The 24446-nt window shown below is 73.9% G+C and carries 27 protein-coding genes; 10 read left to right on the top strand and 17 right to left on the bottom strand.

The genetic code is table 11. The features are described 5' to 3' along the window. Positions 1 to 365 precede the first annotated feature (365 nt). On the top strand, positions 366 to 635 hold the full coding sequence (locus tag GA0070624_RS28920; protein ID WP_091350027.1) for a hypothetical protein: 270 nt from the start codon (positions 366 to 368) through the stop codon (positions 633 to 635). Here the strand turns inward: GA0070624_RS28920 and GA0070624_RS28925 are convergent. From GA0070624_RS28925 to GA0070624_RS28945, 5 genes are read right to left on the bottom strand one after another with little or no spacing between them, the layout of a single operon-like run. After that, entirely contained in the window at positions 628 to 1245 is a 618-nt protein-coding gene (locus tag GA0070624_RS28925; RefSeq protein WP_091346093.1) for a Trp biosynthesis-associated membrane protein, read from the bottom strand. The genes GA0070624_RS28920 and GA0070624_RS28925 overlap by 8 nt on opposite strands. Next, positions 1242 to 2795 (bottom strand): anthranilate synthase component I, encoded by a 1554-nt coding sequence (locus GA0070624_RS28930; protein ID WP_091346095.1) that lies wholly within the window; start codon positions 2793 to 2795, stop codon positions 1242 to 1244. Before GA0070624_RS28930 ends, GA0070624_RS28925 begins: the two co-directional genes overlap by 4 nt. Beyond that, positions 2792 to 3226 (bottom strand): phosphoribosyl-AMP cyclohydrolase, encoded by a 435-nt coding sequence (gene hisI, locus GA0070624_RS28935; RefSeq protein WP_091346098.1) that lies wholly within the window; start codon positions 3224 to 3226, stop codon positions 2792 to 2794. Before hisI ends, GA0070624_RS28930 begins: the two co-directional genes overlap by 4 nt. 59 nt (positions 3227 to 3285) lie before the next feature. Beyond that, entirely contained in the window at positions 3286 to 4293 is a 1008-nt protein-coding gene (locus tag GA0070624_RS28940; protein WP_091346101.1) for an aldo/keto reductase, read from the bottom strand. Then, on the bottom strand, positions 4290 to 4679 hold the full coding sequence (locus tag GA0070624_RS28945) for a MerR family transcriptional regulator (protein WP_091346103.1): 390 nt from the start codon (positions 4677 to 4679) through the stop codon (positions 4290 to 4292). Before GA0070624_RS28945 ends, GA0070624_RS28940 begins: the two co-directional genes overlap by 4 nt. Before the next feature lie 110 nt (positions 4680 to 4789). Between GA0070624_RS28945 and GA0070624_RS28950 the strand changes: the two genes are divergently transcribed. The 3 genes from GA0070624_RS28950 to GA0070624_RS28960 all read left to right on the top strand — a co-directional run bounded on the left by GA0070624_RS28950 (position 4790) and on the right by GA0070624_RS28960 (position 6945). Then, positions 4790 to 5533, top strand: coding sequence for an ABC transporter ATP-binding protein (locus GA0070624_RS28950; RefSeq protein ID WP_091346104.1), 744 nt, complete (start codon positions 4790 to 4792; stop codon positions 5531 to 5533). Further along, on the top strand, positions 5530 to 6285 hold the full coding sequence (locus GA0070624_RS28955) for an ABC transporter permease (RefSeq protein ID WP_091346106.1): 756 nt from the start codon (positions 5530 to 5532) through the stop codon (positions 6283 to 6285). Before GA0070624_RS28950 ends, GA0070624_RS28955 begins: the two co-directional genes overlap by 4 nt. Before the next feature lie 63 nt (positions 6286 to 6348). Further along, positions 6349 to 6945 carry a TetR/AcrR family transcriptional regulator gene (locus GA0070624_RS28960; protein WP_091346108.1) on the top strand — a complete coding sequence of 199 codons (597 nt, stop codon included), beginning with the start codon at positions 6349 to 6351 and terminating at the stop codon, positions 6943 to 6945. A 159-nt stretch (positions 6946 to 7104) separates the two neighbouring features. Here the strand turns inward: GA0070624_RS28960 and GA0070624_RS28965 are convergent, their stop codons facing one another. Continuing rightward, entirely contained in the window at positions 7105 to 7860 is a 756-nt protein-coding gene (locus tag GA0070624_RS28965) for a DUF2470 domain-containing protein (protein ID WP_091346110.1), read from the bottom strand. A gap of 70 nt (positions 7861 to 7930) precedes the next feature. On the opposite strand from GA0070624_RS28965, the gene rpsD reads away from it, so the two are divergent. Further along, positions 7931 to 8542 carry a 30S ribosomal protein S4 gene (rpsD, locus tag GA0070624_RS28970; protein WP_091346113.1) on the top strand — a complete coding sequence of 204 codons (612 nt, stop codon included), beginning with the start codon at positions 7931 to 7933 and terminating at the stop codon, positions 8540 to 8542. A gap of 45 nt (positions 8543 to 8587) precedes the next feature. On the opposite strand, the gene GA0070624_RS28975 is transcribed toward rpsD, so the two are convergent. Together GA0070624_RS28975 and GA0070624_RS28980 are read right to left on the bottom strand one after the other, a co-directional pair. Beyond that, the gene (locus tag GA0070624_RS28975; protein WP_091346115.1) at positions 8588 to 10381 is read right to left on the bottom strand and encodes an ABC transporter ATP-binding protein; all 1794 of its coding nucleotides are present in this window, start codon (positions 10379 to 10381) and stop codon (positions 8588 to 8590) included. Continuing rightward, a complete protein-coding gene (locus GA0070624_RS28980; protein WP_091346117.1) occupies positions 10378 to 12255 on the bottom strand; it encodes an ABC transporter ATP-binding protein in 1878 nt (625 codons plus the stop codon). The genes GA0070624_RS28975 and GA0070624_RS28980 overlap by 4 nt, the downstream gene beginning before the upstream one ends. Before the next feature lie 216 nt (positions 12256 to 12471). On the opposite strand from GA0070624_RS28980, the gene GA0070624_RS28985 reads away from it, so the two are divergent. The 3 genes from GA0070624_RS28985 to GA0070624_RS28995 all read left to right on the top strand — a co-directional run bounded on the left by GA0070624_RS28985 (position 12472) and on the right by GA0070624_RS28995 (position 15438). Next, a complete protein-coding gene (locus GA0070624_RS28985; protein ID WP_091350032.1) occupies positions 12472 to 13101 on the top strand; it encodes a TIGR03085 family metal-binding protein in 630 nt (209 codons plus the stop codon). Between the two features lie 71 nt (positions 13102 to 13172). Further along, entirely contained in the window at positions 13173 to 13523 is a 351-nt protein-coding gene (locus tag GA0070624_RS28990; RefSeq protein ID WP_091346120.1) for a hypothetical protein, read from the top strand. Between the two features lie 88 nt (positions 13524 to 13611). Then, positions 13612 to 15438, top strand: coding sequence for an AMP-dependent synthetase/ligase (locus GA0070624_RS28995; RefSeq protein ID WP_091346123.1), 1827 nt, complete (start codon positions 13612 to 13614; stop codon positions 15436 to 15438). Between the two features lie 87 nt (positions 15439 to 15525). Here GA0070624_RS28995 and GA0070624_RS29000 read toward each other — a convergent pair whose 3' ends face one another. Next, complete coding sequence (locus tag GA0070624_RS29000) at positions 15526 to 16842, bottom strand: low temperature requirement protein A (RefSeq protein WP_245719052.1); 1317 nt, start codon at positions 16840 to 16842, stop codon at positions 15526 to 15528. Between the two features lie 65 nt (positions 16843 to 16907). After that, positions 16908 to 18365 carry a MocR-like transcription factor YczR gene (yczR, locus tag GA0070624_RS29005; RefSeq protein WP_091346125.1) on the bottom strand — a complete coding sequence of 486 codons (1458 nt, stop codon included), beginning with the start codon at positions 18363 to 18365 and terminating at the stop codon, positions 16908 to 16910. Between the two features lie 58 nt (positions 18366 to 18423). On the opposite strand from yczR, the gene yczE reads away from it, so the two are divergent. Together yczE and GA0070624_RS29015 are read left to right on the top strand one after the other, a co-directional pair. After that, a complete protein-coding gene (yczE, locus tag GA0070624_RS29010) occupies positions 18424 to 19128 on the top strand; it encodes a membrane protein YczE (RefSeq protein ID WP_245719053.1) in 705 nt (234 codons plus the stop codon). A gap of 242 nt (positions 19129 to 19370) precedes the next feature. Then, on the top strand, positions 19371 to 19829 hold the full coding sequence (locus GA0070624_RS29015; protein ID WP_091346128.1) for a hypothetical protein: 459 nt from the start codon (positions 19371 to 19373) through the stop codon (positions 19827 to 19829). Between the two features lie 118 nt (positions 19830 to 19947). Here GA0070624_RS29015 and hisF read toward each other — a convergent pair whose 3' ends face one another. The 7 genes from hisF to GA0070624_RS29050 all read right to left on the bottom strand — a co-directional run bounded on the left by hisF (position 19948) and on the right by GA0070624_RS29050 (position 24361). Continuing rightward, positions 19948 to 20715, bottom strand: coding sequence for an imidazole glycerol phosphate synthase subunit HisF (gene hisF / locus GA0070624_RS29020; protein ID WP_091346131.1), 768 nt, complete (start codon positions 20713 to 20715; stop codon positions 19948 to 19950). A gap of 73 nt (positions 20716 to 20788) precedes the next feature. Beyond that, on the bottom strand, positions 20789 to 21781 hold the full coding sequence (locus GA0070624_RS29025; RefSeq protein ID WP_091346134.1) for an NADP-dependent oxidoreductase: 993 nt from the start codon (positions 21779 to 21781) through the stop codon (positions 20789 to 20791). Between the two features lie 169 nt (positions 21782 to 21950). Continuing rightward, positions 21951 to 22376, bottom strand: coding sequence for an organic hydroperoxide resistance protein (locus GA0070624_RS29030; RefSeq protein ID WP_091346137.1), 426 nt, complete (start codon positions 22374 to 22376; stop codon positions 21951 to 21953). A gap of 2 nt (positions 22377 to 22378) precedes the next feature. Continuing rightward, positions 22379 to 22825, bottom strand: a complete 447-nt coding sequence (locus tag GA0070624_RS29035; protein ID WP_091346139.1) for a MarR family winged helix-turn-helix transcriptional regulator — start codon at positions 22823 to 22825, stop codon at positions 22379 to 22381. An 87-nt stretch (positions 22826 to 22912) separates the two neighbouring features. Then, positions 22913 to 23302 carry a RidA family protein gene (locus GA0070624_RS29040; RefSeq protein ID WP_091346141.1) on the bottom strand — a complete coding sequence of 130 codons (390 nt, stop codon included), beginning with the start codon at positions 23300 to 23302 and terminating at the stop codon, positions 22913 to 22915. After that, entirely contained in the window at positions 23299 to 24027 is a 729-nt protein-coding gene (gene priA, locus GA0070624_RS29045; protein WP_091346143.1) for a bifunctional 1-(5-phosphoribosyl)-5-((5-phosphoribosylamino)methylideneamino)imidazole-4-carboxamide isomerase/phosphoribosylanthranilate isomerase PriA, read from the bottom strand. Before priA ends, GA0070624_RS29040 begins: the two co-directional genes overlap by 4 nt. 16 nt (positions 24028 to 24043) lie before the next feature. Further along, entirely contained in the window at positions 24044 to 24361 is a 318-nt protein-coding gene (locus GA0070624_RS29050) for a hypothetical protein (protein WP_091346145.1), read from the bottom strand. Between the last annotated feature and the right edge of the window lie 85 nt (positions 24362 to 24446).

Below are 24446 nucleotides of genomic sequence, written 5' to 3' on the forward strand. Positions count from 1 at the left end.
GGGGTATGGCGCTCCTCACGAAATGGGCTGTGGCATGATGACCGACTTCGGGTGAACGCGATGTCACGCAGCGCCACCGCGCCCATCGACGGCCGTCACCCGCGGCCGCCCACCGCCGCGGACGGCGCATCGATTGCCGCCCATACCCCCATCTCACCACGGTCGGCCGGACCCCGCAGGATCGCGACCGCCGTCGATGCTGTGAGCAAGCTCAAGGACGAACGGCCCTGCCCAGGTCATCCACCCCGGACGGACCGTTGACGCGGGGTTCACGACGGTGAAACGTGGGCCGGGCAGGATCGTCCTCGGGCAGACTCGATGAGGCGCCGGCCAACCGTCGCCAACGATCTCCATGCGGGGTGACCATGAGTACCAACGACCCGAACTCGAGCATCGGACTGACCACCATCTCCCGGACCGTCGCGTCGCTCGCCGCCGGCGTGGTGCACACCCTCGAACGCGCCGTGGTCGGCGACGGCCGGATGCGTACCGCCCGGGGCAACGCCTGGGAGGCGGTCTGCGCCGACCGGGCCCGCGCCGAGCAGCGCCGGGAGCTGGACCGCCTGGTGGCCGAGCTGGCCGCCGCCCGCGCCGCGGCGCGGCGCGAGGTCCGGGACACCCACCCGGTCAGCTGACCGTCGGGTCCTCGCCCCGGTCCAGCGCGTCCCAGGCGTCCCGGGTGCCCCGGCCGACCGCCGGGCCGCCCGTGCCGGACGACTTCCCGGAGCGGGCCGGCCGCTCGTACCGGGCCCCCATCGCCGGCCAGGCGCCGCCGCGCAGCGCGGTGAGCAGCCCGCCCGCCGCGGCGACCAGGCCGCCGACCAGGCAGAGCGCCGGCCACTGCCGGCTCACCTGACCACTGAACCCGGCCACCAGTCCGTAGCCGCCGCCGGCCGCCACGGCCAGGCCGAGCAGGGCCAGCAGAGCACCGAGCAGCCGGCGCACCCGGTTGCGGGTGGCCAGCACGGCGCCGCCCCCGGCGAGGGCCACCAGCGCCAGCGCGGAGACCCAGGGCAGCAGGTCCGCGCCGGTGCGGGCCTGCCGCGACGGCGGCAGCGACCCCCGCGCGGTCAGCTCGACCGACCAGGTGCGGGTCGCCGCCCAGAACGCCAGGCCCGCCCCGGCCAGGCAGAGGAGCATCGCGTACGTCAGCTCGCGTCGCCCTCGCGCGTCGACCGGCTTGGGCGGCTCGGCGGGCGCTCCGGCGGGGCTGGGCGGCCCGGCGGGGGCGAACGGCCCGCTCATCGGGCCGCCCGGAGAGTCTCGGCGGCGGCGATGGCGGCGAGCACCGCGGCGGCCTTGTTGCGGGTCTCCTGGTCTTCGGCGGCGGGATCGGAATCGGCCACCACGCCCGCCCCGGCCTGCACGTACGCCCGCCCGTCGCGGATCAGCGCGGTGCGGATCGCGATCGCCATGTCCAGGTCGCCACCGAAGCCGAAGTAGCCCACGGTGCCACCGTAGAGGCCCCGCCGGACCGGCTCCAGCTCCTCGATGATCTCCATGGCCCGGACCTTGGGCGCGCCGGAGAGGGTGCCGGCCGGGAAGGTCGCGGCGAGCGCGTCGAAGGCGGTCCGGTCCTCCCGCAGCTCCCCCACCACCGTGGAGACGATGTGCATCACATGGCTGTACCGCTCGATGGTGGCGAATTCCGGGACCTCGACCGTGCCGGGCCGGCAGACCCGGCCCAGGTCGTTGCGGCCCAGGTCGACCAGCATCACGTGCTCGGAGCGCTCCTTCGGGTCGGCGAGCAGCTCGGCGGCGAGCCGGGCGTCGGCCTCCGCGGTGCCGCCGCGTGGCCGGGTGCCGGCGATCGGGTGCAGCAACGCCCGCCGCCGGCCGTCGGCCCCGGTGCTGACCTTCAGGTGCGCCTCCGGTGAGGAGCCGACGATGTCGAAGCCGTCGAAGCGGAGCAGGTACATGTACGGGCTGGGGTTGGTGGTGCGCAGCACCCGGTAGACGTCGAGCGGGTCGGCGTGGGTCCGTCGCTCGAAGCGCTGGGCGAGCACGATCTGGAAGCACTCGCCGGCCCGGATCGCCTCCTTGGCCGCCTCCACCGCCTTCGGGTAGCCGCCGGAGGGGGTACGGCTGACCACCTCGCCCGCCGGCGGCTGGTCGACGGTCGAGATCATGGGCGGAATCGGTCGGGACAGCGCGGTGGTCATCGCGTCCAGCCGTCCGACGGCGTGGTGGTAGGCCGCCGCGACGAGCGGCTCGCGGTCGGGCGCGTCCGGCGGCGGCAGGATCGCGTTCGCGACCAGGATCGCCGAGCCCTCGTAGTGGTCGAGCACCACCAGGTCGGTGGCGAGCATCATGCCCAGCTCGGGCACGCCGAGGTCGTCCTCGGTCAGCTCGGGCAGCCGCTCGAAGCGGCGGATCAGGTCGTACCCGAGGTAGCCCACCATGCCGCCGGTCAGCGGCGGCATCCCGCTGGCCGGGTCCCAGGCCGGGCCGGCCAGCGCCGCGACGGTCTCGCGCAGCACCCGGACCGGGTCGCCGGACGCCGGCACCCCGGCCGGCGGCTCCCCGGTCCAGACCGCGGCGCCGTCCCGCTCGGTGAGGGTGGCGCTGCTGCGTACCCCGATGAACGAATAGCGCGACCAGGCCATCCCGGCCGAACCGACGCCCTGCTCGGCGGATTCCAGCAGGAAGGTGCCGGGGCCACCGGCGAGCTTGCGGTAGACCCCGACCGGGGTCTCCGCGTCGGCGAGCAGCCGCCGGGTGACCGGGACCACCCGCCAGCGGGCCGCCAGGTCGGTGAAGGTCGCCAGGTCCGGGCTGACCGTGCCGGTGGTCATGAGGTGGCCTCCGGGGAGCTGACCGGCAACTCGGTGAAGAAGCAGGTCCGGTGCCCGGTGTGGCAGGCGGCGCCGACCTGGTCCACGCTGACCAGCAGGGCGTCGCCGTCGCAGTCCAGGGCGACCGAGCGGACGTACTGGTGGTGACCGGAGGTGGCGCCCTTGACCCAGTACTCCTGGCGGCTGCGCGACCAGTAGGTGGCCCGGCCGGTGGTCAGGGTGCGATGCAGCGCCTCGTCGTCCATCCAGGCGACCATCAGCACCTCGCCCGAGTCGTGCTGGCGTACCACCGCGGCCACCAGGCCCTCCGGGGTGCGGCGCAGCCGGGCGGCGATCGCCGGGTCGAGCCGGGACGGACGGACCGGGCCGGGGGCCGCGGGCCCGCCGGAGCTGGCGGGAGCGCCGGTCAGCGGCGCGTCAGGTACGGGCACAGTGACCCATTGTCCCGCACGCGGCCCGGCGACCGGCAGCGGCCACCGGACCGCCCCGGTCAGTGCCCGACCGTCCGCATCGCCGCCTCCGGGTAGCGCTCGCCGGCGGCGGCGCCGGGCGGCACCGCCTCGCCGAGCCGGGCCACCTGCCCCGGGGTGAGCCGAAGGTCGGCCGCGGCCGCGTTCTCCTCCAGGTAGCGGACCCGCTTGGTGCCCGGGATCGGCAGGATGTCCTCCCCCTTGGCCAGCAGCCAGGCCAGGGCGACCTGGGCCGGGGTGGCAGCGATCTCGGCCGCGACCGCCCGCACCTCGTCGACCAGCCGCAGGTTGGCGTCGAGGTTGCCCTCGGCGAAGCGGGGCGCCCCGGCCCGCCAGTCGTCCGCGGCGAGCTGCTCCCGACTGGTGATCGCCCCGGTGAGCAGTCCCCGCCCCACCGGCGAGTAGGCCACCAGCGCCACGCCCAGCTCCCGGCAGGTGGCCAGCATCTCGCCCTCGACGTCCCGGCTGAACAGCGAGTACTCCATCTGCACCGCCGCCACCGGGTGCACCGCGTGCGCGGCGCGCAGCGTCTCCGGGCTGACCTCCGACAGCCCGATCAGCCGGACCTTGCCGGCCTCGACCAGCTCGGCCATCGCCCCGACGGTCTCCTCGATCGGGGTCTGCGGGTTGCGCCGGTGCAGGTAGTACAGGTCGATGGTCTCCACCCCGAGCCGGCTCAGCGACGCGTCGCAGGCCTCGCGGGCCCATGCGGCGCTGCTGTCGACGAAGGCGCCGGGGGTGCCGGTGCCGCCGCCGACGCTCTCGCCGGTGGTCCGGTTGCCGAACTTGGTGGCCAGGAAGACCTCGTCCCGGCGGGCCCGCAGCACCGGGGCGAGCAGCCGCTCGTTGGCGCCCCGGCCGTACATGTCGGCGGTGTCGAGGTGGTTGACGCCGAGGTCGAGGGCCCGGTGCACGGTCCGCGTCGACTCGGCGTCGTCGCCGGCGCCGTAGGCGAAGCTCATGCCCATGCAGCCCAGGCCGATCGCCGAGACCTCCGGTCCCTTCGCGCCCATCCGGCGCCGGATCATCGGGCCTCCTCCTCCGCCTTGCGATAGATATCGATCTTGAAATTGAGCACCTTCAGGTCCTCCTCCAGTTCGGCCATCCGGGCCAGCACCCGGGCCCGGTGCGCCTCGAAGAGCGCCCGCCGGGCGCCGAGCGTCCGATCCCCCTGCCGGGCCAGTTCGGCGTAGCGGCGCATGTCCCGCACCGACATCCCGGTCCGGCGCAGCCGGGTGAGCAGGAGCAGCCAGTCCAGGTCCGACTCGGTGTAGCGCCGCCGTCCGGCCGAGTCCCGCCCGACCGGGGCGACCAGGCCCTCCTGCTCGTACCAGCGCAGCGTGTAGGTGGTCAGGCCGACCCGCTCCGCCGCCTCACCCACGGTGAGGCTCATCTCCCGTGTGCTGATGTCCACGGACCCAAGGCTTCCAGTTAGAGGGCGCTCGAAGTCAAGCCGTTGCGCACCGGCCGGTAACTCATCTACTGTTGAGTTCAACAGATGATGAGTTCTTGGGAGGTGGGGCGATGGACGACGCGATCGCGGTCCGCGACCTGGTCGTCGACCGCGGGCGGCGGCGGGTGCTCCAGGCGATCAGCTGCGCGGTGCCGCGCGGCACGGTCACCGGACTGCTCGGTCCGAGCGGCAGTGGAAAGACCACCCTGATGCGGGCGATCGTCGGGGTGCAGAAGGTCACCTCGGGCACCGTCACGGTGCTCGGCCGGCCGGCCGGGGTGCCGGAGCTGCGCCGCCGGGTCGGCTACCTGACCCAGGCGCCCAGCGTCTACGCCGACCTGACGGTGCGGGAGAACGCGCGGTACTTCGCCGCCCTGCACGGCCGGGACCACGCCCACGCCGACCGGGCGGTCACCGACGTGGGGCTGGCCGACGCGGCCACCCAGCTGGTCGGCACCCTCTCCGGCGGCCAGCGCAGCCGCGCGTCGCTGGCCTGCGCCCTGGTCGGCGACCCGGAGCTGGTCATCCTCGACGAGCCGACGGTCGGCCAGGACCCGGTGCTCCGGGCCGACCTGTGGGCCCGGTTCCACGAGATGGCGGCGGCCGGGACGACCCTGCTGGTGTCCAGCCACGTGATGGACGAGGCGGCCCGCTGCGACCGGTTGCTGCTGATCCGGGACGGGCGGCTGATCGCCGACGACACCCCGGACGCGGTCCGGGCCACCACCGGGGTCGACGACCTCGAGGAGGCGTTCCTGCGACTGATCAGGGCGAGCGAGGCGGGCAAGAGCCACGCCGGACGGGAGGCATCATGAGCCTTCGGATCCTGGCCGCGACCACCGGGCGCATCCTGCGCCAGCTGCGGCACGACGAGCGGACCGTGGCCCTGCTGGTGGTGGTGCCGACCGTGCTGCTCACCCTGGTCTACTTCATGTACGTCGACCAGCCCACCCCGCCGGGTCTGCCCACGGTCTTCGACCGGGTGGCGCTGATCATGCTCGGCTTCTTCCCGTTCATCGTCATGTTCCTGGTGACCAGCATCGCCATGCTGCGGGAGCGGACCACGGGCACGCTGGAACGGCTGCTCACCACCCCACTGGGCAAGATCGACCTGCTCTTCGGCTACGGCATCGCGTTCGGGCTGGCCGGCGCGGTCCAGGCCACCATCGCCTCGATGGTGGCGTACTGGGTGTTCGACCTGGACACCGCGGGCAGCGTCTGGCTGGTCGTCATGATCGCCGCGATCAACGCCGTGCTCGCGGTCGCGCTCGGGCTCTTCTGCAGCGCCTTCGCCCGCACCGAGTTCCAGGCCGTACAGTTCATGCCGGTGGTGGTCGCCCCTCAGCTGCTGCTCTGCGGGCTCTTCGTGCCGCGGGGCCAGATGGCCGGCTGGCTCCAGGCGATCAGCGACGCGCTCCCCCTGTCGTACGCGGTCGAGGCGCTGCAGGAGGTCGGCGCGCACGCCGAGCCGACCGGAACGATGTGGCGGGACGTGGCGATCGTCGCGGGCGCGGCGGTCCTGGCGCTGGTGCTCGCCGCGGCCACCCTGCGGCGGCGCAGCGGCTGACACCGCGTCCCGACCGGGCCGGGCCAGGGCCAGATGACTGAAGAGAGCGAGCGAAGGGCGGCGATGGCGCGGCGGACCGGCCGGCGGCCCGGCAAACCGGAGACGCGGGAGGCGATCCTCGCGGCGGCGCGGACGGCGTTCGCCGAGCGGGGCTTCGACGCGGCCTCCATCCGGGCCATCGCCGCCGCCGCGGACGTGGACCCGGCCCTGGTGCACCACTACTTCGGCAGCAAGGACCAGCTCTTCCTGGCCGCGATGGAGGCGCCGATCGACCCTCGGGAGGTGCTGCCGAAGGTGCTCGCCGGTGACCGCGAGGGCATCGGCGAGCGGCTGGTCCGGGCCTTCCTCGGCGTCTGGGACTCTCCCGCCGGCGCGGCCGGGGTGGGCCTGCTGCGTTCGGCGGTGAGCAACGAGTGGACGGCGCGGCTGCTGCGGGAGTTCCTGACCACCCAGGTGCTGCGCCGGGTGCTCGACCAGCTCGAGGTCGACCCCGCCGAGCTGCCGCTGCGCGGGTCGCTGGTGGCCAGCCAGCTGATGGGGCTGGCCATGATGCGGCACGTGGTCCGGCTGGAACCGGTCGCCTCCGCCGCCCCGGAGACCCTGGTCGCCGCGATCGGCCCGACCGTCCAGCGCTACCTGACCGGCGACCTGCCGGCCTGAGTCGGGGCCGGGTCACCAGCAGAGGGAGACGACGGCAAAGGCCGCGGCCGCCTGCCGTCCACCGGCAGGTGGCCTGCTCAAAAGTGCGGACTAGACCAGGCGAGGGCCCGCCGGGATGGGGCTCTGGTCCCAACTCCGCGAGCATGTCCTCCGGCGGGCCTACCGGCTCCGCTCGCTGGCGCCGGCATGACGGCACAGCATGGGGTGCAGCAGCCGGGCGAGTTCGGCGTGGTCGGACACCGGCTGGGGGAAGGCGAGCCGGGCGCGGCGACGGGCGCCGGGCCGGCCGTAGGCGACCACCATGCCGTACCGGTCGATCCGCACCACCCGCGGCGGCCCGCCGGGGTTGTCGTCGGCCAGGCCGAGCTGCCGGCGGAGGTAGCCGGCCACCTGGTCGGCGTGGTGGTCGGCGAGGTCGGCCAGCAGTTCCGCCTCGACCGGGTGCAGCGGGTCCGGCTCGGCCTCGGCGTACGCCCCGGGATCGATCCGGCGCACGGAGTCGGCGCGTTCCCAGCGGGCCTCGACCACCTCGAAGCGGAAGAGGTGGAACCGGGTGCCGACGTCGAGCAGGTCGCCGGTCGGCTCCGCCGCGGCGAAGTCGAGCGCCGCCCGGCGGGCCTCGTCGCCGTCGAGCCGGGCCGCCCAGCCGGAGACCCAGGCCCGGCCCAGGGACGGCGCCCCGGCGGCCGGCGGCAGGTCGAGCACGTCCAGCACCAGCGCGACGTCGGCCTCGCCGTCCGCCGGGCGCAGCGCGGCGGCGAGGTCGCTCACCACCGGCACCAGCAGCAACACCCGTCCCTCCGGGTCCGTCACGTGCCGGACGTGGTGTGGGCCGGGCCGGTGCGCCAGGTGGGCGAGGGCGGGCAGCCGGCCCGCGACGAGGGTTCGGACGATCTCCGCCGGACTGGGCCGCATGGGAATTCCTTAAAGTAGGTTAGCCTTACCTAAATCAGGAGACTAGAACACCAGCAAGGAGACGTCCAGCGTGAACCACCCCAGGCCCAAGGCCCGGCTCTCCCGGGCCCTCGGCATCCCGCTGACGCGCAAGTGCGTGCGGTACTTCGAGCGGCGTCCGTTCCCGCCCGGCGTCCACGGCCGGCAGCGCCGCAAGACCTCCGACTACCAGGTGCGGCTGCTGGAGAAGCAGCGCCTGCGCCACCAGTACAACGTCAGTGAGACCCAGCTGCGCCGCACCTTCGACGAGGCGGCCCGGGGCGCCGGCAAGACCGGCGAGACCCTGGTCGCGCTCCTCGAGCGGCGGCTCGACGCGGTGGTGCACCGGGCCGGGCTGGCCCGCAGCATCTACCAGGCCCGACAGCTCGTCGCGCACGGCCACTTCACCGTCGACGGGCGCAAGGTCGACCGGCCGTCGTACCGGCTGCGGCCGGGACAGGTGGTCGCGGTCCGGGAGCGCAGCCGCGCATCGCTCCCGTTCCAGCTCGCCGCCACCGGCGCCAACGCCGCCGACGGACCCGAGCGGCCGTACCTCTCGGTCACCCTGACCGACCTGCGGGTGACCCTGCTGCGCGAGCCCGCCCGGCACGAGGTGCCGGTGGTCTGCGACGAGCAGCTGGTGGTGGAGTTCTACTCCCGCTGACCCATGGCCGCGCCCGGCACCCCGGCCGGGCCGCGGCGGGCCAGCTCAGCGGGTCTGTTCCAGCCAGGAGGCGTAGAGCAGGCCGTAGACCGAATCGGGATCCTTCACCAGCTCGTCGTGCGGGCCGCGCTGCACGATCCGACCCCGGTCCACCACGATCACCTCGTCCGCGGCCTGCGCGGTGGAGAGCCGGTGCGCGATGGCGAGCGTGGTCCGGCCCCGGGTCACCGCGTCCAGGGTGCGCTGGAGGCGCACCTCGGTGGCCGGGTCGACCGCGCTGGTCGCCTCGTCCAGCACGAGCAGGTCCGGGTCGGCCACGTACGCCCGGGCGAGCGCGACCAGCTGCCGCTCCCCCACGCTGAGCGCCTCGCCGCGCTCGCCGACCGGGGTGTCCAGCCCGGCCGGCAGCCCGTCCAGCCAGTCGGCCAGCCCCAGCTCGATGAAGGCGGCGGTGAGCTCGGCGTCGGTCAGCTCGGGTCGGGCGAAGCGGACGTTCTCCCCGACGGTGGCGTCGAAGAGGAAGCCGTCCTGCGGGACCATCACCACCCGGGACCGCAGCGAGTCGAACCGGACCTGCCGCAGCGGCACGCCGGAGAGCAGCACGTCGCCGGCGGTCGGGTCCATCAGCCGGGTGAGCAGCTTGGCGAAGGTCGTCTTGCCGCTGCCGGTCTCGCCGACCACGGCCACCCGGCTCTTCGCCGGGATCTCCAGGCTCACGTCGTGCAGCACCGGCGGGCCGCCCGGGTAGGCGAACCCGACCCCGGCGAAGCGGATGTCCAGCGGGCCGGGCGGCAGCTCCCGCCCCTGCTCTCCCGGGTCGGCCACGTCCGGCGCGACGTCCAGCACGTCGAGCACCCGGCGCCAGCCGGCGATGGCGTTCTGCGCCTCGTTGAGCACCTCGGTGGCGATCTGCACCGGCTGGATGAAGAGGGTGACCAGGAAGAGGAACGCGGTCAGCTGACCGATGGAGAGTGAGCCGTCGACGCCCAGGATCACCCCGAGGACGACCACGCCCGCGAGGGCCAGCCCGGCGGCCAGCTCCCCGACCGAGCTGCCCATGATGCTGATCCTGATGGCCCGCTGCTGGGCCTGCCGCTGCCCCTCGATCGCCCCGTCCAGCCGCCGGGCGGTCCGCCCCGCGATCCCGTACGCCCGGATCACCGGAGCGCCCACCACGCTCTCCGCGATGGTGCCGAGCAATGTGCCCATCCGCTGCCGGACCACGCCGTACGCCGCGGCGAGGCGGCGCTGCAGCAGCCGGATCACCAGCAGCGCCGGGGCGAACGCGCCGAGCACCACCAGGGTGAGCTGCCAGGAGTACGCCAGCATGACGATCGTGGTGACCACCAGCTGGCCGAGGTTGACGATCAGGATCACGCCGCCCCACTGGAGGAACTGAGTGATCTGGTCGACGTCGCTGGTGACCCGGGAGACCAGCGAGCCCCGCCGCTCGGACTGCTGGTGCAGCATCGACAGGTCGTGCACGTGCCGGAACGCCCGGGTGCGCACCCCGGCGAGGGCCGTCTCGCTGACCGTGAATAGCCGGCGCATCATCAGGTAGCCGCAGGTGGTGGTGATCATCAGGACGGCGGCCGTGGCGGCGACCACCGTGGCGACCACGCCCATGTCCGGGCCGCCGGGCACGGTCAGGCCGTTGTCGATGCCGCGCTGCACGGCGACCGGTACGGCGACCCGGCCGATCATGTAGACCAGCGCCAGGCCGAGCGTGCCGGCCAGCCCGGTACGCAGCTCGGGCGAGAGCGCCAGCCCCCGCCGCAGCGTCCGCCAGGTCGACTCGGTCTTCTCCGTCGGCCGCTCGGCCTCAACGGTAACGCTCACCGGTCAACCTCGACTTCCAGGCCGGAGGTCAGCGGGGTGACCTCGTCGTACGTCCGGGTCTGCTCGCGGTCGTGCTCCGCCTGCTCGTACGCGGTGACCAGGTCGGCGTAGCCGGGGACGGTGGCGAGCAGTTCGGTGTGGGTACCTCGGGCGACGACCCGCCCCTGCTCGAGGTAGATCACCTCGTCGGCGAGGGCGATGGTGGCCCGCCGGTACGCGACCACCAGGATCGACGCGGCAGCGCCCGCGCCGTCGGCCGGGGCGCGCAGCCCGGCCAGGATGGCCGCCTCCACCCGGGGGTCGACGGCGCTGGTGGCGTCGTCGAGCACCAGCAGCCGGGGCCGGCCGGCCAGCGCCCGGGCCAGGGTGAGCCGTTGCCGCTGCCCGCCGGAGAGCGAGGTGCCCCGCTCGCCGACCATGGTGTCCAGCCCGTCCGGGAGCGCGGCGACGAAGCCGTCCGCCTCGGCCAGCCGCAGCGCCGCCCACACCTCGTCGTCGCCGATGCCCGGCCGGTCCAGCGTGATGTTGGCCCGGACGGTGTCGTCGAAGACGAACGGCACCTGGGCGACCAGGGCGACGGTCGAGGCCAGCGAGGCGGGGGTGAGGTCGCGGACGTCGACGCCGTCCAGGGTGACCGTGCCGGCGCGCGGGTCGACCAGCCGGACCGCCAGCGAGGCGATGGTGGACTTGCCGGCTCCGGTGTGCCCGACCAGGGCGACCGTCTTCCCGGGCGGCACGGTGAAGGAGACCTCGCCGAGCACCTCGGTGCCGGGCAGGTGCGCCTCGGCGGGCTCGTAGCCGAACTTGACGTCGGTGAAGGCGAGGGTGGCCGGGGTCGGCTCGGCCGGGTCGAGGGCCACATCGCCGTACGGCATCTCGCCGGTGGCGTCGAGGACCCGGCGCACCCGGTCCCAGCCGGCGACGCTGCGCGGCAGCTCGGCCAGCACCCAGCCGATGGCCCGCACCGGGAAGGCCAGCACGGTGAAGAGGAAGGCGACGCTGACCAGCTCGGTGACGCTGATCGCGCCCTGCCGCAGCCGGATGGCGCCGACCACCAGCACGGCGAGGGTGCCGAGGCTGGGGAGGGTCTCCAGCATCGGGTCGAAGACGCCGCGCAGCCGGCCCACGGCGATCAGCGCGTCGCGCAGCTCGCCCGCGCGGGAGGCGAAGCGGGCGGTCTCCTGCGCCTCCCGGCCCATCGTCTTGACCACCAGGGCGCCGTCGAAGCTCTCGTGCGCGATGCCGCTGACCTCGGCGCGCAGCCGCTGGGCCCGGGCCTGGCGGGGCGCCATCCGCCGGGAGTAGACCACGTTGAGCGCGAAGAGCGCCGGGAAGACGGCGAGGCCGACCAGGGCGAGCGCCCAGTCGGTGAGGAAGAGGGAGACGACCGCGCCGACCAGCATCACGAGGGTGCCGACCGCGAACGGCAGCGGCGCGATCGGGTACCAGGCGGCCTCCACGTCGGAGTTCGCGTTGGAGAGCAGGGTGCCGGTGGCGTTGCGGTGATGCCAGGACAGCGGCAGGTCCAGGTAGCGCCGGGTGACCCGGCGGCGGTAGGCGGCCTGGAGCCGGAACTGCATGTAGCCGGCGCCGAGCCGGCGGCCGAAGATGCCGACCACCCGCAGCACGCTGATCCCGAGCAGGGCCGCCGCGGCGAGGGCGAGCGCCCCGACCCCCACCGAGCCGCGGGCGAGCGCCGGAACCACCACCTCGCCGACCACCGCGCCCACCACGTACGCGCTGGCGATCACCATGAGGCCGAAGAGCACGCTGCCGGTCACCGCCACCGCGAAGATCCGCGGCTGCTCCCGGATGGCCCGGCCGAGGACCTTCAGCCCCCGGCCGAGGACGTCCCGACTTGTCCCGCTCGTCACGCTCTCCCCCGCCGTAAGCCGCACATTGTCTCCCTCATCCTTACCGCTCCGGGCCAGCTCCGCCGACCCGGAGCGGATATGTCCGCCGTCACGTCCGGGGCGCGGCGCCCCGACCAGGGCATTCGGCGACGCGGTCCGCCGCCCACCGGCCGGTCGCGGGTCCGCCGCGCCACGCACGGGGACGCCGCGGGCCGGCGGCGGCCCTACGATCGGGCCATGCCGCGGTACGCCCGAGCGGAGCGCGAGGCGCTCGCCGACCTGCTGCTGGACCTGGGACCGGACGCGCCGACGGTCGCCGAGGGGTGGACCACCCGCGATCTCGCCGCGCACCTGGTCGTCCGGGAACGCCGACCGGACGCCGCCGGTGGCATCCTGCTGCCGCCGCTGCGCCGGTACGGCGAGGCGGTCCGCCGGCGGGTCGCCGCCCGGCCGTACGCGGAGCTGGTGGCGCGGGTGCGCCGGCCGCCGGTGTGGAGCCCGGTGAGCAACCGGTTCACCGACGAGCTGGTCAACACCATGGAGTTCTTCATCCACCACGAGGACGTGCGCCGGGCCCGCCCGGGCTGGCTGAGCCGGGACCTGTCGAACGGTCTCCAGGCCGTGCTCTGGAGGCGGGCCTCCGTGCTGGCCCGACTGGCGCTGCGCCGCTTCCCGGCGGACCTGCTGGTCCAGGCGCCCGGATTCGGCGAGCGGACCGCCGGCCGGGGCGGGGCGCGGCTGCGGCTGGTCGGCGCGCCGGGCGAGCTGGCCCTGTTCCTGTCCGGCCGGCAGCGGGTGGCCCGGGTGCAGATCGACGGGCCGGCCACGCCGGCCGAGCGGTTGCGGACGGCCAGCCTGGGCTTCTGACCGATGCGGAAACGGTCACGAAGAAACACCAGGCAGGCCCGGCCCAGTGACCGGCACCGATTCCTCCTCCCGTGCTCTGCTGCCCGCCGCCCCACCGGGGGCGACGCGACAGGGAGACCGACGGCCCGGACCCGCACAACCTGGTCACCGCGATCGCCGCGGAGACCGGGCAGGACGAGGAGGCGGCGCTGCGGGCCGCGGCCGCCCGGTTCAACGACGGCCTGGCGGCGTACGCCGAGCGCGACGCCGCGCTGGCGCGGACCCGGGATGGTTCGGTCCACGCCTTCCTCGCCACCCGGCGGAACTGGATCCGGGCCACCTACGACTGGCGCTCGCCGCGGCCCGGTACGGCTGAGTCCCAGACAGCGGGAAAACGGGCCGACGAAACGGGCCGCCCGACCCGGGTAACGGCCGCGCACTAGCCGACCCCCCGGTCCAGGCAATACTCTTCGGTAACCGCAGAATGACGTGACCCCCGTCACGTCTCCACCCCTGAAGGCGGCTACAGCGATGGCTCTCGATGTACCGTACCGTTCCATTCCCGACATGTTCCTCAAGCGCGTGGCGGCGACCCCCGACCGCCGCGCCTTCGGCCACCCGGCCCCCGACGACTCGGGACCGGTCTGGCTGAGCTGGGAGCAGGTCGGGCGGCGCGCCAAGGCGGTCGCCGCCGGCCTGCACGGGCTCGGCGTCGGCCTGGAGGATCCGGTGGCGATCCTGGCGAACACCCGGCTGGACTGGGTGATCGCAGACTTCGGCATCATGTGCGCCGGCGGAGCGACCACGACCGTCTACCCGACCACCGAACCCGAGGACGCGACGTACATCATCGCGGACTCCGGCTCGCGGGTTCTCTTCGCCGAGAACCCGACCCAGGCGGCCAAGATCGCCGGCGCCGAGCTGCCGGCGCTGACCCACGTGGTGCTCTTCGACGGCACCCCCGACCCGACCGCTGCCGTCCCCCAGCTCACCCTGGCCGAGCTGGAGGAGCGGGGGGCGCGGGCCCTCGAGGCCGAGCCGGACCTGATCGACATGCTGGTCGCCGGGATCGGGCCGGAGAACCTGGCCACCCTGATCTACACCTCCGGCACCACCGGCCGGCCCAAGGGCGTCGAGCTGCTGCACGGCGGCTGGTGCTGGGAGGGCGTGGCGCAGGCCGAGCTCGGGCTGCTCCGCGAGGATGACCTGCAGTACCTGTGGCTGCCGCTGTCCCACTCGTTCGGCAAGACCCTGCTCTGCGGCGCCACCCACGTCGGCCTGCCGACCTACGTGGACGGCCGGGTGGACAAGCTGGTCGACCTGCTCGCCGTGGTCAAGCCGACGCTGATGTGCGGCGCACCCCGGGTCTTCGAGAAGGTCTACAACAAGGCGGTGACCACGGCCCAGGGCGCGGGCGGCGCGAAGGCGAAGATCTTCGCCTGGGGGGTGCGGACCGGCAAGGAGAAGGTCGCCCTCGAGCAGGCCGGCAAGCCGGTCCCGGTCGGGCTGAAGCTGAAGTACGCGCTGGCCGAGAAGCTGGTGTTCAGCAAGCTCCAGGCGCGGCTCGGCGGCCGGATCCGGGTGCTGGTCTCCGGCGCGGCCCCGCTGAGCCCGGAGATCGCCACGTTCTTCGCCGCCGCCAACCTGCCCATCTCCGAGGGATACGGCCTCACCGAGACCAGCGCCGGCAACTTCGTGAACCCGCCGGGCGGGCTGCGGATCGGCACCGTCGGCAAGGCGATGGGCGACCTGGAGTGCAAGATCGACAACGACGGCGAGATCCTGGTCCGGGGCAAGCCGGTGATGCGCGGCTACCACAACCTGCCCGAGGAGACCGCCGCGGCGTTCACCGAGGACGGCTTCTTCCGCACCGGCGACATCGGCAGCCTGACCGACGACGGCTACCTGCGCATCACCGACCGGAAGAAGGACCTGGTCAAGACCTCCGGCGGGAAGTACATCGCGCCGTCGCACATCGAGGGCATGTTCAAGGCGATTTGCCCGTACACCTCGCAGGCGATCGTGATCGGCCAGGCCCGCAACTACTGCACCATGCTGGTCACCCTCGACCCGGACGCGATCAAGGGCTGGGCGGCCGGCGGCCCGCTGGAGGGCCGGGAGTACGCCGACATCGTCGCCTCGCCGGAGGCGCAGGCGATGGTCGAGGGCTACGTGGCGGAGCTGAACGGCAAGCTCAACCGCTGGGAGACGATCAAGAAGGTCACCATCCTCCCCCGGGACCTCACCATCGAACACGGCGAGATCACCCCGTCGCTGAAGATCAAGCGCCGGGGCGTGGAGAGCAACTTCGCGGCAGAGATCGACAAGATGTACCAAGGCACCCTGGCCGAGCTCTGAGCCACCCGTACCCACCGGCGGCCGTGCTCCTCCGTCCCGGGGCACGGCCGCCGGTGGTGGTCGGGGCGTCGGACGTCGGCACGGCAGTCAGAGGTGGCGCCGACGCCACTCGCTCTGCTCCGCCTCGGCGGCGAGCTGCTCCTCCAGCGCCACCTGGCGGATCCGCTCCCGGTGGGTGCCGGCCGTGACGGTCTGCGCCACCGTCATCAGCACACACACCAGGGACAACAGCCCCAGCGCGGCCAGCTCCGGCAGCGGGCCGGCGACCGGGATGAGCGCGACGATCAGCACCAGCGCCACCACCGGCACCCGGCGGACCTTCCGTAACGCGCGCAGCGCCAACCCGTTGAGCGCCAGCAGGTAGACCGCCACCCCGCCGTAGAGGGTCAGCAGTTCGAACCGGGGCAGCGGACCGCCCCAGCGCGGGGTGTCCGGGTTCGCCACGTCGGTGAGCAGGCCCTTGAGCCCCAGGGCGAAGAAGATGATCCCGGCGATCATCGGCAGGTGCAGGTAGGTGTAGGCGTCCCGGGCCAACGCTCTCCGCGCGCTCCGGTCGCGCGTCCCGTGCAGCACCTGCTCGACGGCGAGGGCCAGGGTGTCGAAGTACGCCCACCAGAGCATCGAGGCGATGGCGATGCCGCACACCGCGGCAAGCACCACCGACCAGGTGAGCGGCAGGCCGGCGATGAACTTGGGCCCCAGGCCCAGCGAGATGATCGTCTCGCCGAGGGCGACCAGGATGATCAGGGCGTGCCGCTCGGCCCAGTGGCTGGCCGAGACCACCCCCCAGCCGGCGCCGTGCAGCACGAGACCCACGCCGTACTCGACGCCGAGCGCGACGACCCAGAACGCCAGCCGGATCAACGACTCGGCCGCCCCATCGGCGAGCCGCTGCGGGACCAGGGCGGCGGTGACCACCAGGGCGGTCGCCACCAGCACCGGCAGAGCGAGCGGCAGCCACCGCCGGCGCAGCTCCGGATCGGTACGGGAGACCCAGCCGAAGACCGCCACCTGGGCGGTGCGGACCAGGAAGTAGCAGCCCGCGAAGACCAGCGGTCCGGGCAGCCCGCCCGGTCGGTCGACGAACGCCTCGGGCAGGGTCAGCGCCACCAGGAACACCGCCGCCATGGTGCAGAAGCCGACCAGCGGGACCACCCCCTGGTCGGTGCGGATCACGTTGCCGAGCCCGGCGAACCCGGTCCAGCACCACCAGAGCAGGGCGAGTGCCATCAGGCAGCGCACCAGCGAGGCGGCCGACGGATAGGTCGCCGTCAGCGTGGTGACGTTGAGGAACGCGAAGACGAAGACCAGGTCGTAGAAGAGCTCGAGCCGGGTCGCCTTGGAGCCCGGCGCCCCGGGCCGGATGCCGCGCGACCACCGGGCACCAGCGTCCCCGTTCCCCACCTGGGCAGTCTCCCAGTCCGGTGGCCGTCGCAGGCCCGATCCGCACAGCTGGCGCGGCGGAGGAGTCAGGCGATGACGGAGGGCTCCCGCCACTGCGGCCGACCGGCGCGGTCCAGGTCGTAGCGGACCGCGGCGAGCCGTCCCACCGCCTCCACCAGATCCGCCGCGGGCAGCGTGAAGGGCAGCCGCAGGAAGCGCTCCAGGGTGCCGTCCAGGCCGAACCGCGGGCCGGGCGCCAGGCGCACGCCGACCTCCTCGGCGGCCCGGGCCAGGGCGCTGGAGACCGGGCCGTCCAGCTCTACCCAGAGCGTCACGCCGCCGCGCGGGACGCAGACCCGCCAGTCCGGCAGCCGCTCGGCCAGCGCGTCGATCAGCGCGTCGCGCTGGGCGGCGAGCTGGGCCCGGCGGGCCGTCACGATGCTCGGCGCGTCGGCCAACAGGTGCACCGCGACCAGCTGGTCGAGCACCGGGCTGGCCATGTCCACCCCGACCCGGGCGGCGGCGAGCCGCTGCACCTGCGGCGCGGAGGCGCGCACCCAGCCGATCCGCAGGCCGCCCCAGTAGGGCTTGCTCATCCCGCCGATGGAGATCACCCGGGAGTGCCGGTCGAAGGTGGCGGTGGGCGGCGGCAGCTCCGTGCCGTCCAACGGCAGGTCCACGAAGGACTCGTCGATGACCAGGTCGGTCCCGGCGGCGTGAGCCGCGCCCACGACCCGCTCGCGCAGCTCGGTCGGCATCAGGTGGCCGGTGGGGTTCTGGAATTCGGGGATCAGATACGCCAGCTTCGGCCGGCCCTGACGGATGCTGCCCAGCAGCAGCTCGGCGTCCCAGCCGCCGTCGTCCACGGCGAGGCCGTGCGTGGTGATCCGGGCCCGGCGGGCCGACAGCGCGGCCAGCGCGTTGGGGTAGGTCGGCGACTCGACCAGCACGCCGCCACCGGGCGAGAGGGCCAGCCGGAGCACCAGGTCCAGCGCGTGCTGGGTACCGCTGGTGACCATGATCTGCTCCGGGCTGGTGGGCAGCCCCCGCTCGGTGTACGACCGGGCGACCGCCTCGCGCAGCTCGATGATCCCGGTCGGGTGGTAGCCGGCCCCGCACAGGTAGCGCGGCAGGTCCTCGGCGGCGGCCCGGGCGGCCCGGACGAGCTCCGGCGGGGCGGCCAGCGCGGCGACCCCCAGGTCGATCATGTCCCGGTCGTCCTGCGGGGTCCACAGGCCGGTGCTGGCCACGCGGTGGTTGCCCGGGAGCATGGTCCAGCTGCCGGCGCCCCGCCGGCTGGCCAGGTGGCCGCTCTCCCGCAGCTCCCGGTACGCGGCGGTGACCGTCGTGCGGCTGATCCGCAGCGCCTCGGCCAGCTCGCGCTCGGCCGGCAGGCGTACTCCGAGGGGAAGCCGGCCGTCGGCGAGCAGGCCGCGGACCGCGGCGGCGAGCGCGGCGTAGTCCGGGCTGCGCCGCCGGCCCGGCAGCGCGTGCCACTGACCGAGCAGGCGAGCCAATTGGGCACCACGTACCTGACTCGTCATGGCCACCGCTCCCTAATTGGCTCTTCTATCGCCGAGATTGGCCCCTAGGGTGGCATGCATGGCAGCAATTGGCAATCTTCGGTACCGGCCGGCCCGGCGGCTGACCCAGCTCTACGCCGGGCTCACCCTCTACGGGGTCAGCATGGCCCTGATGATCCGGTCCGGTCTCGGCCTCGACCCCTGGGACGTCTTCCACCAGGGGCTCGCCCGGCAGACCGGGCTCTCCTTCGGCACGGTCACCATCGCGGTCGGCGCCGTCGTCCTGCTGCTCTGGATCCCGCTGCGACAGCGCCCCGGACTGGGCACGGTCAGCAACGTGGTGGTGATCGGTCTGGTCGTGGACGCCACCCTCGCCCTCCTGCCGCTCGGTGGACCGCTGCCGGTACGGATCTGCCTGCTGATCGTCGGGATCGTCGCCAACGGCGCCGCCACGGGGCTCTACCTCGGCGCACAACTCGGTCCCGGCCCGCGCGACGGCCTGATGACCGGGTACGTGGCCCGCCGCCCCGGCCGGTCCATCCGGCTGGTCCGCACGGTCATCGAGGTGACCGTGCTGGCGCTCGGCTGGCTGCTCGGCGGCACCGTCGGGGTCGGCACGGTCGCCTACGCGCTCGGCATCGGGCCGCTCGCGCAGCTGTTCATCCCGCTCTTCGCGGTGGCAGCGCGACCCGACGAGCCGGCCACGGGTACCGCGGTGTCCGGTATGGAGCCCGCGGCCGTCTGCCGGACCGGAGCCGCACATCCGGCGGGCGAGGCAGCCTGAAGCCGCGCGTCGGCGTCGGTGGCCCGGGTCACGCCGCGGCGTGGTGGCCCGGTCGCGTCGCGCCGGCTCGATGCGGTCGTCGCGCCGGCGGCCCGGCCGCCGCGGCTGATCTCGGCCGGCGGTCACCCGGAGCACACCCAGGGTGATCGCGGCGGCTCGCATGGCCCCGGGCTGAGCTGCGGTGATGTCCTATCGGGAAACCAGGTGTTTTCTCCGCCGGCAGCGCCGGGCATCATTCCTGCATGGGGGAGAACGGATGGCGCTGGACCGATGCCTGGATTTTCGTCTCACTGGTGATCGCGAGCGGGGCCGGCCGGCACCGCCGGTCGCCCTCCACCCGGCGGCCCGAGGGGGTTCGCCTGGCTGACGTGCTCTCCACCGCCGACCACCTCAACCAGTCCATTCCGGAACGGCACGAGGTGGAGGGGGCGGTCCGCCGGCTGGTCGGCGCCGGCCTGGTCAGCGTCTCCGACGGTTGGTTCCGGATCACGCCGGAGGGGGAACGGCTCTGGCGCACCCGACCCAGCGCCGGGCTGGCGACCACGGTGGACACCGTGCAGGGGGTGCTGAGCCGGCGGCACACCCCCGGCGCCGCGGACTGGCACCTACACGAGGACGACCACGCCGCCGCCGTGCAGGAGTACGTCGTCCGCTCCATCCCGGCCCCGCGCCGCTCGTCCGAGGGCCAGTCCGGCCGCTGACGCCCCGGCTCCGGCGCCTGGCGCGCGGTCCGCGCTTGATCCACTCAACATGCGTGACATGGCGGTATCCGGGCCACTCGGACAGCCCCACTTCCCGGATACGGAGTCGATCAGGCGGTCAGCGGACCGGGTGGCCCGCTCCACGAAGGGCATCCTTGACCTCGGCGACGGTCAGCTCGCCGAAGTGGAAGACGCTGGCCGCGAGCACCGCGTCCGCGCCCGCGCCGATCGCCGGCGGGAAGTGCGCCACCCGGCCGGCCCCGCCGCTGGCGATCACCGGCACGTCGACCACGGCCCGGACCGCCCGGATCAGCGCGAGGTCGAAGCCGGCCTTGGTGCCGTCGCCGTCCATCGAGTTGAGCAGGATCTCCCCCGCCCCCAGCTCGGCGCCGCGCCGCGCCCACTCCACCGCGTCGATGCCGGTGCCGCGGCGACCGCCATGGGTGGTCACCTCGAAGCCGCTCGGCGTGGTGCCGGCCGGTGTGCGCCGTACGTCGAGCGAGAGCACCAGCACCTGCCGGCCGAACCGGTCGGCGATCTCGGCGATCAGCTCCGGCCGGGCGACGGCGGCGGTGTTCACGCCGACCTTGTCCGCGCCGGCCCGCAGCAACGTGTCGACGTCGGTGACCTGCCGGATGCCGCCGCCGACGGTCAGCGGGATGAACACCGACTCGGCGGTGCGGCGGACCACGTCGAGCATGGTCCCCCGGTCGCTGGACGAGGCGGTGACGTCGAGGAAGGTCAGCTCGTCGGCGCCGGCCCGGTCATACGCGGCCGCCAGCTCCACCGGGTCGCCGGCGTCGCGCAGGTCGAGGAAGTTGACCCCCTTGACCACCCGCCCGGCGTCCACGTCCAGACAGGGGATCACCCGCACCGCCACCGTCATGTCGCGAGCCTATCCAACGCGAACGGCACGGCGGCCGGCCCGAGCGGGCCGGCCGCCGGGAACGAGTCCCGGGTCACACCCGGACGAGCATCTTGCCGAGATTCTGGCCGCGGAGCAGGCCGAGGAAGGCCTCCGGGGCGTTCTCGATGCCGTCGACGACCGTCTCGTCGTACGAGATCTTCCCGTCGCGCAGCCAACCGGACATGTCCCGGACGAACCGGTCGCGCAGGTGGCCGTGGTCGCCGACCAGGAAGCCGCGCAGGGTGAGCCGCTTGCCGATGACCAGCGCCAGGTTGCGCGGCGCCGCCGGCGGCTCGGTCTCGTTGTACTGCGCGATCATGCCGCAGATGGCGGCCCGGCCGTGCAGGTTCATCGAGGCGATCGCGGCCTCCAGGTGGTCACCGCCGACGTTGTCGAAGTAGACGTCGATGCCGTCCGGCGCGGCCGCCTTGAGCGAGTCGCGCACCGGGCCGTCGTGGTAGTCGAACGCGGCGTCGAAGCCGAGCGCCTTCAGCCGTTCGACCTTGGCCGGCGAGCCGGCGCTGCCGATCACCCGGGACGCGCCCTTGAGCTTGGCGATCTGGCCGACCAGGCTGCCCACCGAACCGGCGGCGGCGGAGACGAAGACCGACTCCCCCGGCTGCATGCCGGCCACCTCGAGCAGCCCCGCGTACGCGGTCAGGCCGGTCATGCCGAGCACGCTCAGGTACGCGCTCACCGGCGCGAGGCTCGGGTCGACCTTGCGGGCCGCGCGCGCGTCGAGCAGCGCGTACTCCCGCCAGCCCAGGCCGTGCAGCACGGTGTCGCCGGGCTTGAACCCCTCGGCCTCGCTCGCCACCACCTCGCCGACCGCGCCACCGTCGAGCGGGGCGTCGAGCTGGAACGGCGGCACGTACGACTTGACGTCGTTCATCCGGCCGCGCATGTACGGGTCGACCGACATGAACCGGTTGCGGACCACGAGCTGACCCGGCGCCGGCGTGGGCACCTCGGCCTCCACCAGGCGGAAGTTGTCGGCGGTCGGCCAGCCCTGCGGACGGGAGGCCAGGTGGATCTCCCGGTTCACAGTGCGATCCTCCCGTTCGCGAGTGCGGTACTCCGCTGCGCTGCGTTCCTCGCGCTCACAGTGCCACTCTCGTTCGCGACTGCGGTACTCCGCTGCGCTGCGTTCCTCGCGCTCACAGTGCCACTCTCGTTCGCGACTGCGGTACTCCGCTGCGCTGCGTTCCTCGCGCTCACACTGCCTCCCGGACGGTGAGGGAGACCTCCACGTTGCCGCGGGTCGCGTTGGAGTACGGGCAGACCTGGTGGGCCTGGGCGACGAGCTGCTCGGCGGCGGCGCGCTCCACCGCGGGCAGGTCCACCACCAGGGCGACGGTGAGCCCGAAGCCGCCGCTGCCGTTCGGGCCGATGCCCACCTGGGCCTCGACCACCGAGCCGGTGACGTCGGCCTTGGCCCGGCGGGCGACCAGCCGCAGCGCGGAGTGGAAGCAGGCCGCGTAGCCGGCGGCGAAGAGCTGCTCGGGGTTGGCCGCGCCGCCGACGCCGCCCATCTCCTTCGGGATCGCCAGGTCGAGGTCGAGGGTGCCGTCCGAGGTGCGGACGTGGCCGTCCCGACCGTCCCCGCCGGCCAGGGCGGACGCGGTGTAGAGCACCTGCATGGTCACTGCTCCTTCTGTCGGTGGATCGTCTCGGTGACCCGGGTGAGGGTGTCGCGCAGGGCGACCAGCTCGGCCTCGGTGAGGCCGGTGGCGCGGGCGACCCGACACGGCACCTCGTCCATCCGCTGGCGGAGGGCCCGGCCCTGCTCGGTGAGGCCCACCTCCACCCGGCGCTCGTCGCGCGCCGACCGGGTCCGTACCACCAGGCCCGCCGCCTCCAGCCGCTTGAGCAGCGGGGAGAGCGTGCCGGAGTCCAGCCGCAGCGCGGCGCCCAGCTCGGAGACCGTGGGGGCGTCGTCGCCGCGCTCCCAGAGCACCAGCAGCACCAGATACTGCGGATAGGTCAGCCCGTGCTCGTCGAGGATGGGCCGGTAGACGTCGGTGAGGGCGCGCGACGCCGCGTACAGCGCGAAGCACACCTGCCGGCGTAGCACCAGATCATCGGTCACCGCCGAACCATAGCGCCCAATTAAGTTGTGCACAACCGACCTGCTCACGGTGTGGCCGCCCCCACTCCATGGCAGGGGCAGCCGGAGTCACCGGTCGCCGAGCCAGGCCTCCAACTCGACCTCGACCAGGTGGTCCGGGTCGATCAGACCGGCCACGACCACCATCGTGGCGGCCGGACGGACGGCGCCGAACACCGCGTTGTGCGCCCGGCCGACCTCGTCGGCGTGCGCCCGGTCCGTCACGTACATCCGGCTACGGATTACGTCGGCGGGCTCGGCGCCCACCTCGGCCAGCGCGTTCAGGGCGATTCGCAGCGCCTGCGCGGTCTGCGCCGCCGGGTCCCCGACGTGGACGACCTTCCCGTCGACGGTGGCGGTGCAGCCGGCCGTCCAGGCCAGGTCACCGGCCCGGACCACGCGGGAGTAGCCGAAGGCGGCCTCCCAGGGGCCGCCCGAGCCCAGCCGGGTGACGGTCACGCCGCACCCCGCAGCGTCGCCAGCGCCTCGGCGACCGTGAACGCGCCGGCGTAGAGCGCCTTGCCGGCGATCACGCCCTCCACCCCGAACGGCTCCAGGGTGGCCAGCGCGCGCAGGTCGTCCAGCGTGGAGACCCCGCCCGAGGCGATCACCGGGGCGTCGGTGCGGGAGCAGACCTCGCGGAGCAGGTCCAGGTTCGGCCCGCGCATCGTGCCGTCCTTGGTGATGTCGGTGACCACGTACCGGGAGGCGCCGGCCTTGTCCAGCCGCTCCAGCACCTCGTACAGGTCACCGCCGTCGCGGGTCCAGCCCCGCGCCGCGAGGGTACGACCGCGCACGTCCAGCCCGATCGCCACCCGGTCGCCGTACTCGCCGCAGATCCGGTCGCACCACTCCGGGTCCTCCAGCGCGGCGGTGCCGATGTTGACCCGGGCCGCCCCGGTGCCGAGCGCCGCTCGCAGCGACTCGTCGTCCCGGATCCCGCCGGAGAGTTCCACCTGCACGTCGAGCCGCCGGACCACGTCGGCGAGGAGCGCCGCGTTGGACCCGCGCCCGAACGCGGCGTCCAGGTCCACCAGGTGGACCCACTCCGCGCCGTCCCGCTGCCAGGCGAGCGCCGCCTCCAGCGGGTCGCCGTACGCGGTCTCGCTGCCGGCGGCGCCCTGCACGAGCCGGACGGCCTGGCCGTCGGCGACGTCCACGGCGGGCAACAGGGTGAGGCTCAACGCTCTCCTCCTCGCTTCAGATACGGCGGTCCAGGGCGATCACCACGATCGCCGGCAGGACCAGCAGCAACAACACGACCAGCGCCAGCCGCAGCGCCAGGTCGTCGACCAAACTCCAGATGCCGATCAACGCCGCCCCGGTGAGCAACACGATCGCCGCGCGTTCGCCCCGGGTGTGCCGGGCCAGCCGGCCGGTCCGGCCGCGGCGGGGCGTCAGCCGGCGTACCAGCGCGCGGCGGCGCTCCCGGCGGGCCACCCGGCGAAGGCGGACGGCGCGTTCCCGCTCCAACTGGGCCTGCCGGGCCTCCCGCCGGCGAGCCCGCTCCTTGCTCACCGAACGACCATCGTTCGCGACTGCGGGGCTCGCAAACCCGGCTCACTCCTCGCGCTCACCGAACCACCATCGTTTCGCGACTGCG

It is taken from the genome of Micromonospora rhizosphaerae (assembly GCF_900091465.1).
Lineage (GTDB): Bacteria > Actinomycetota > Actinomycetes > Mycobacteriales > Micromonosporaceae > Micromonospora > Micromonospora rhizosphaerae.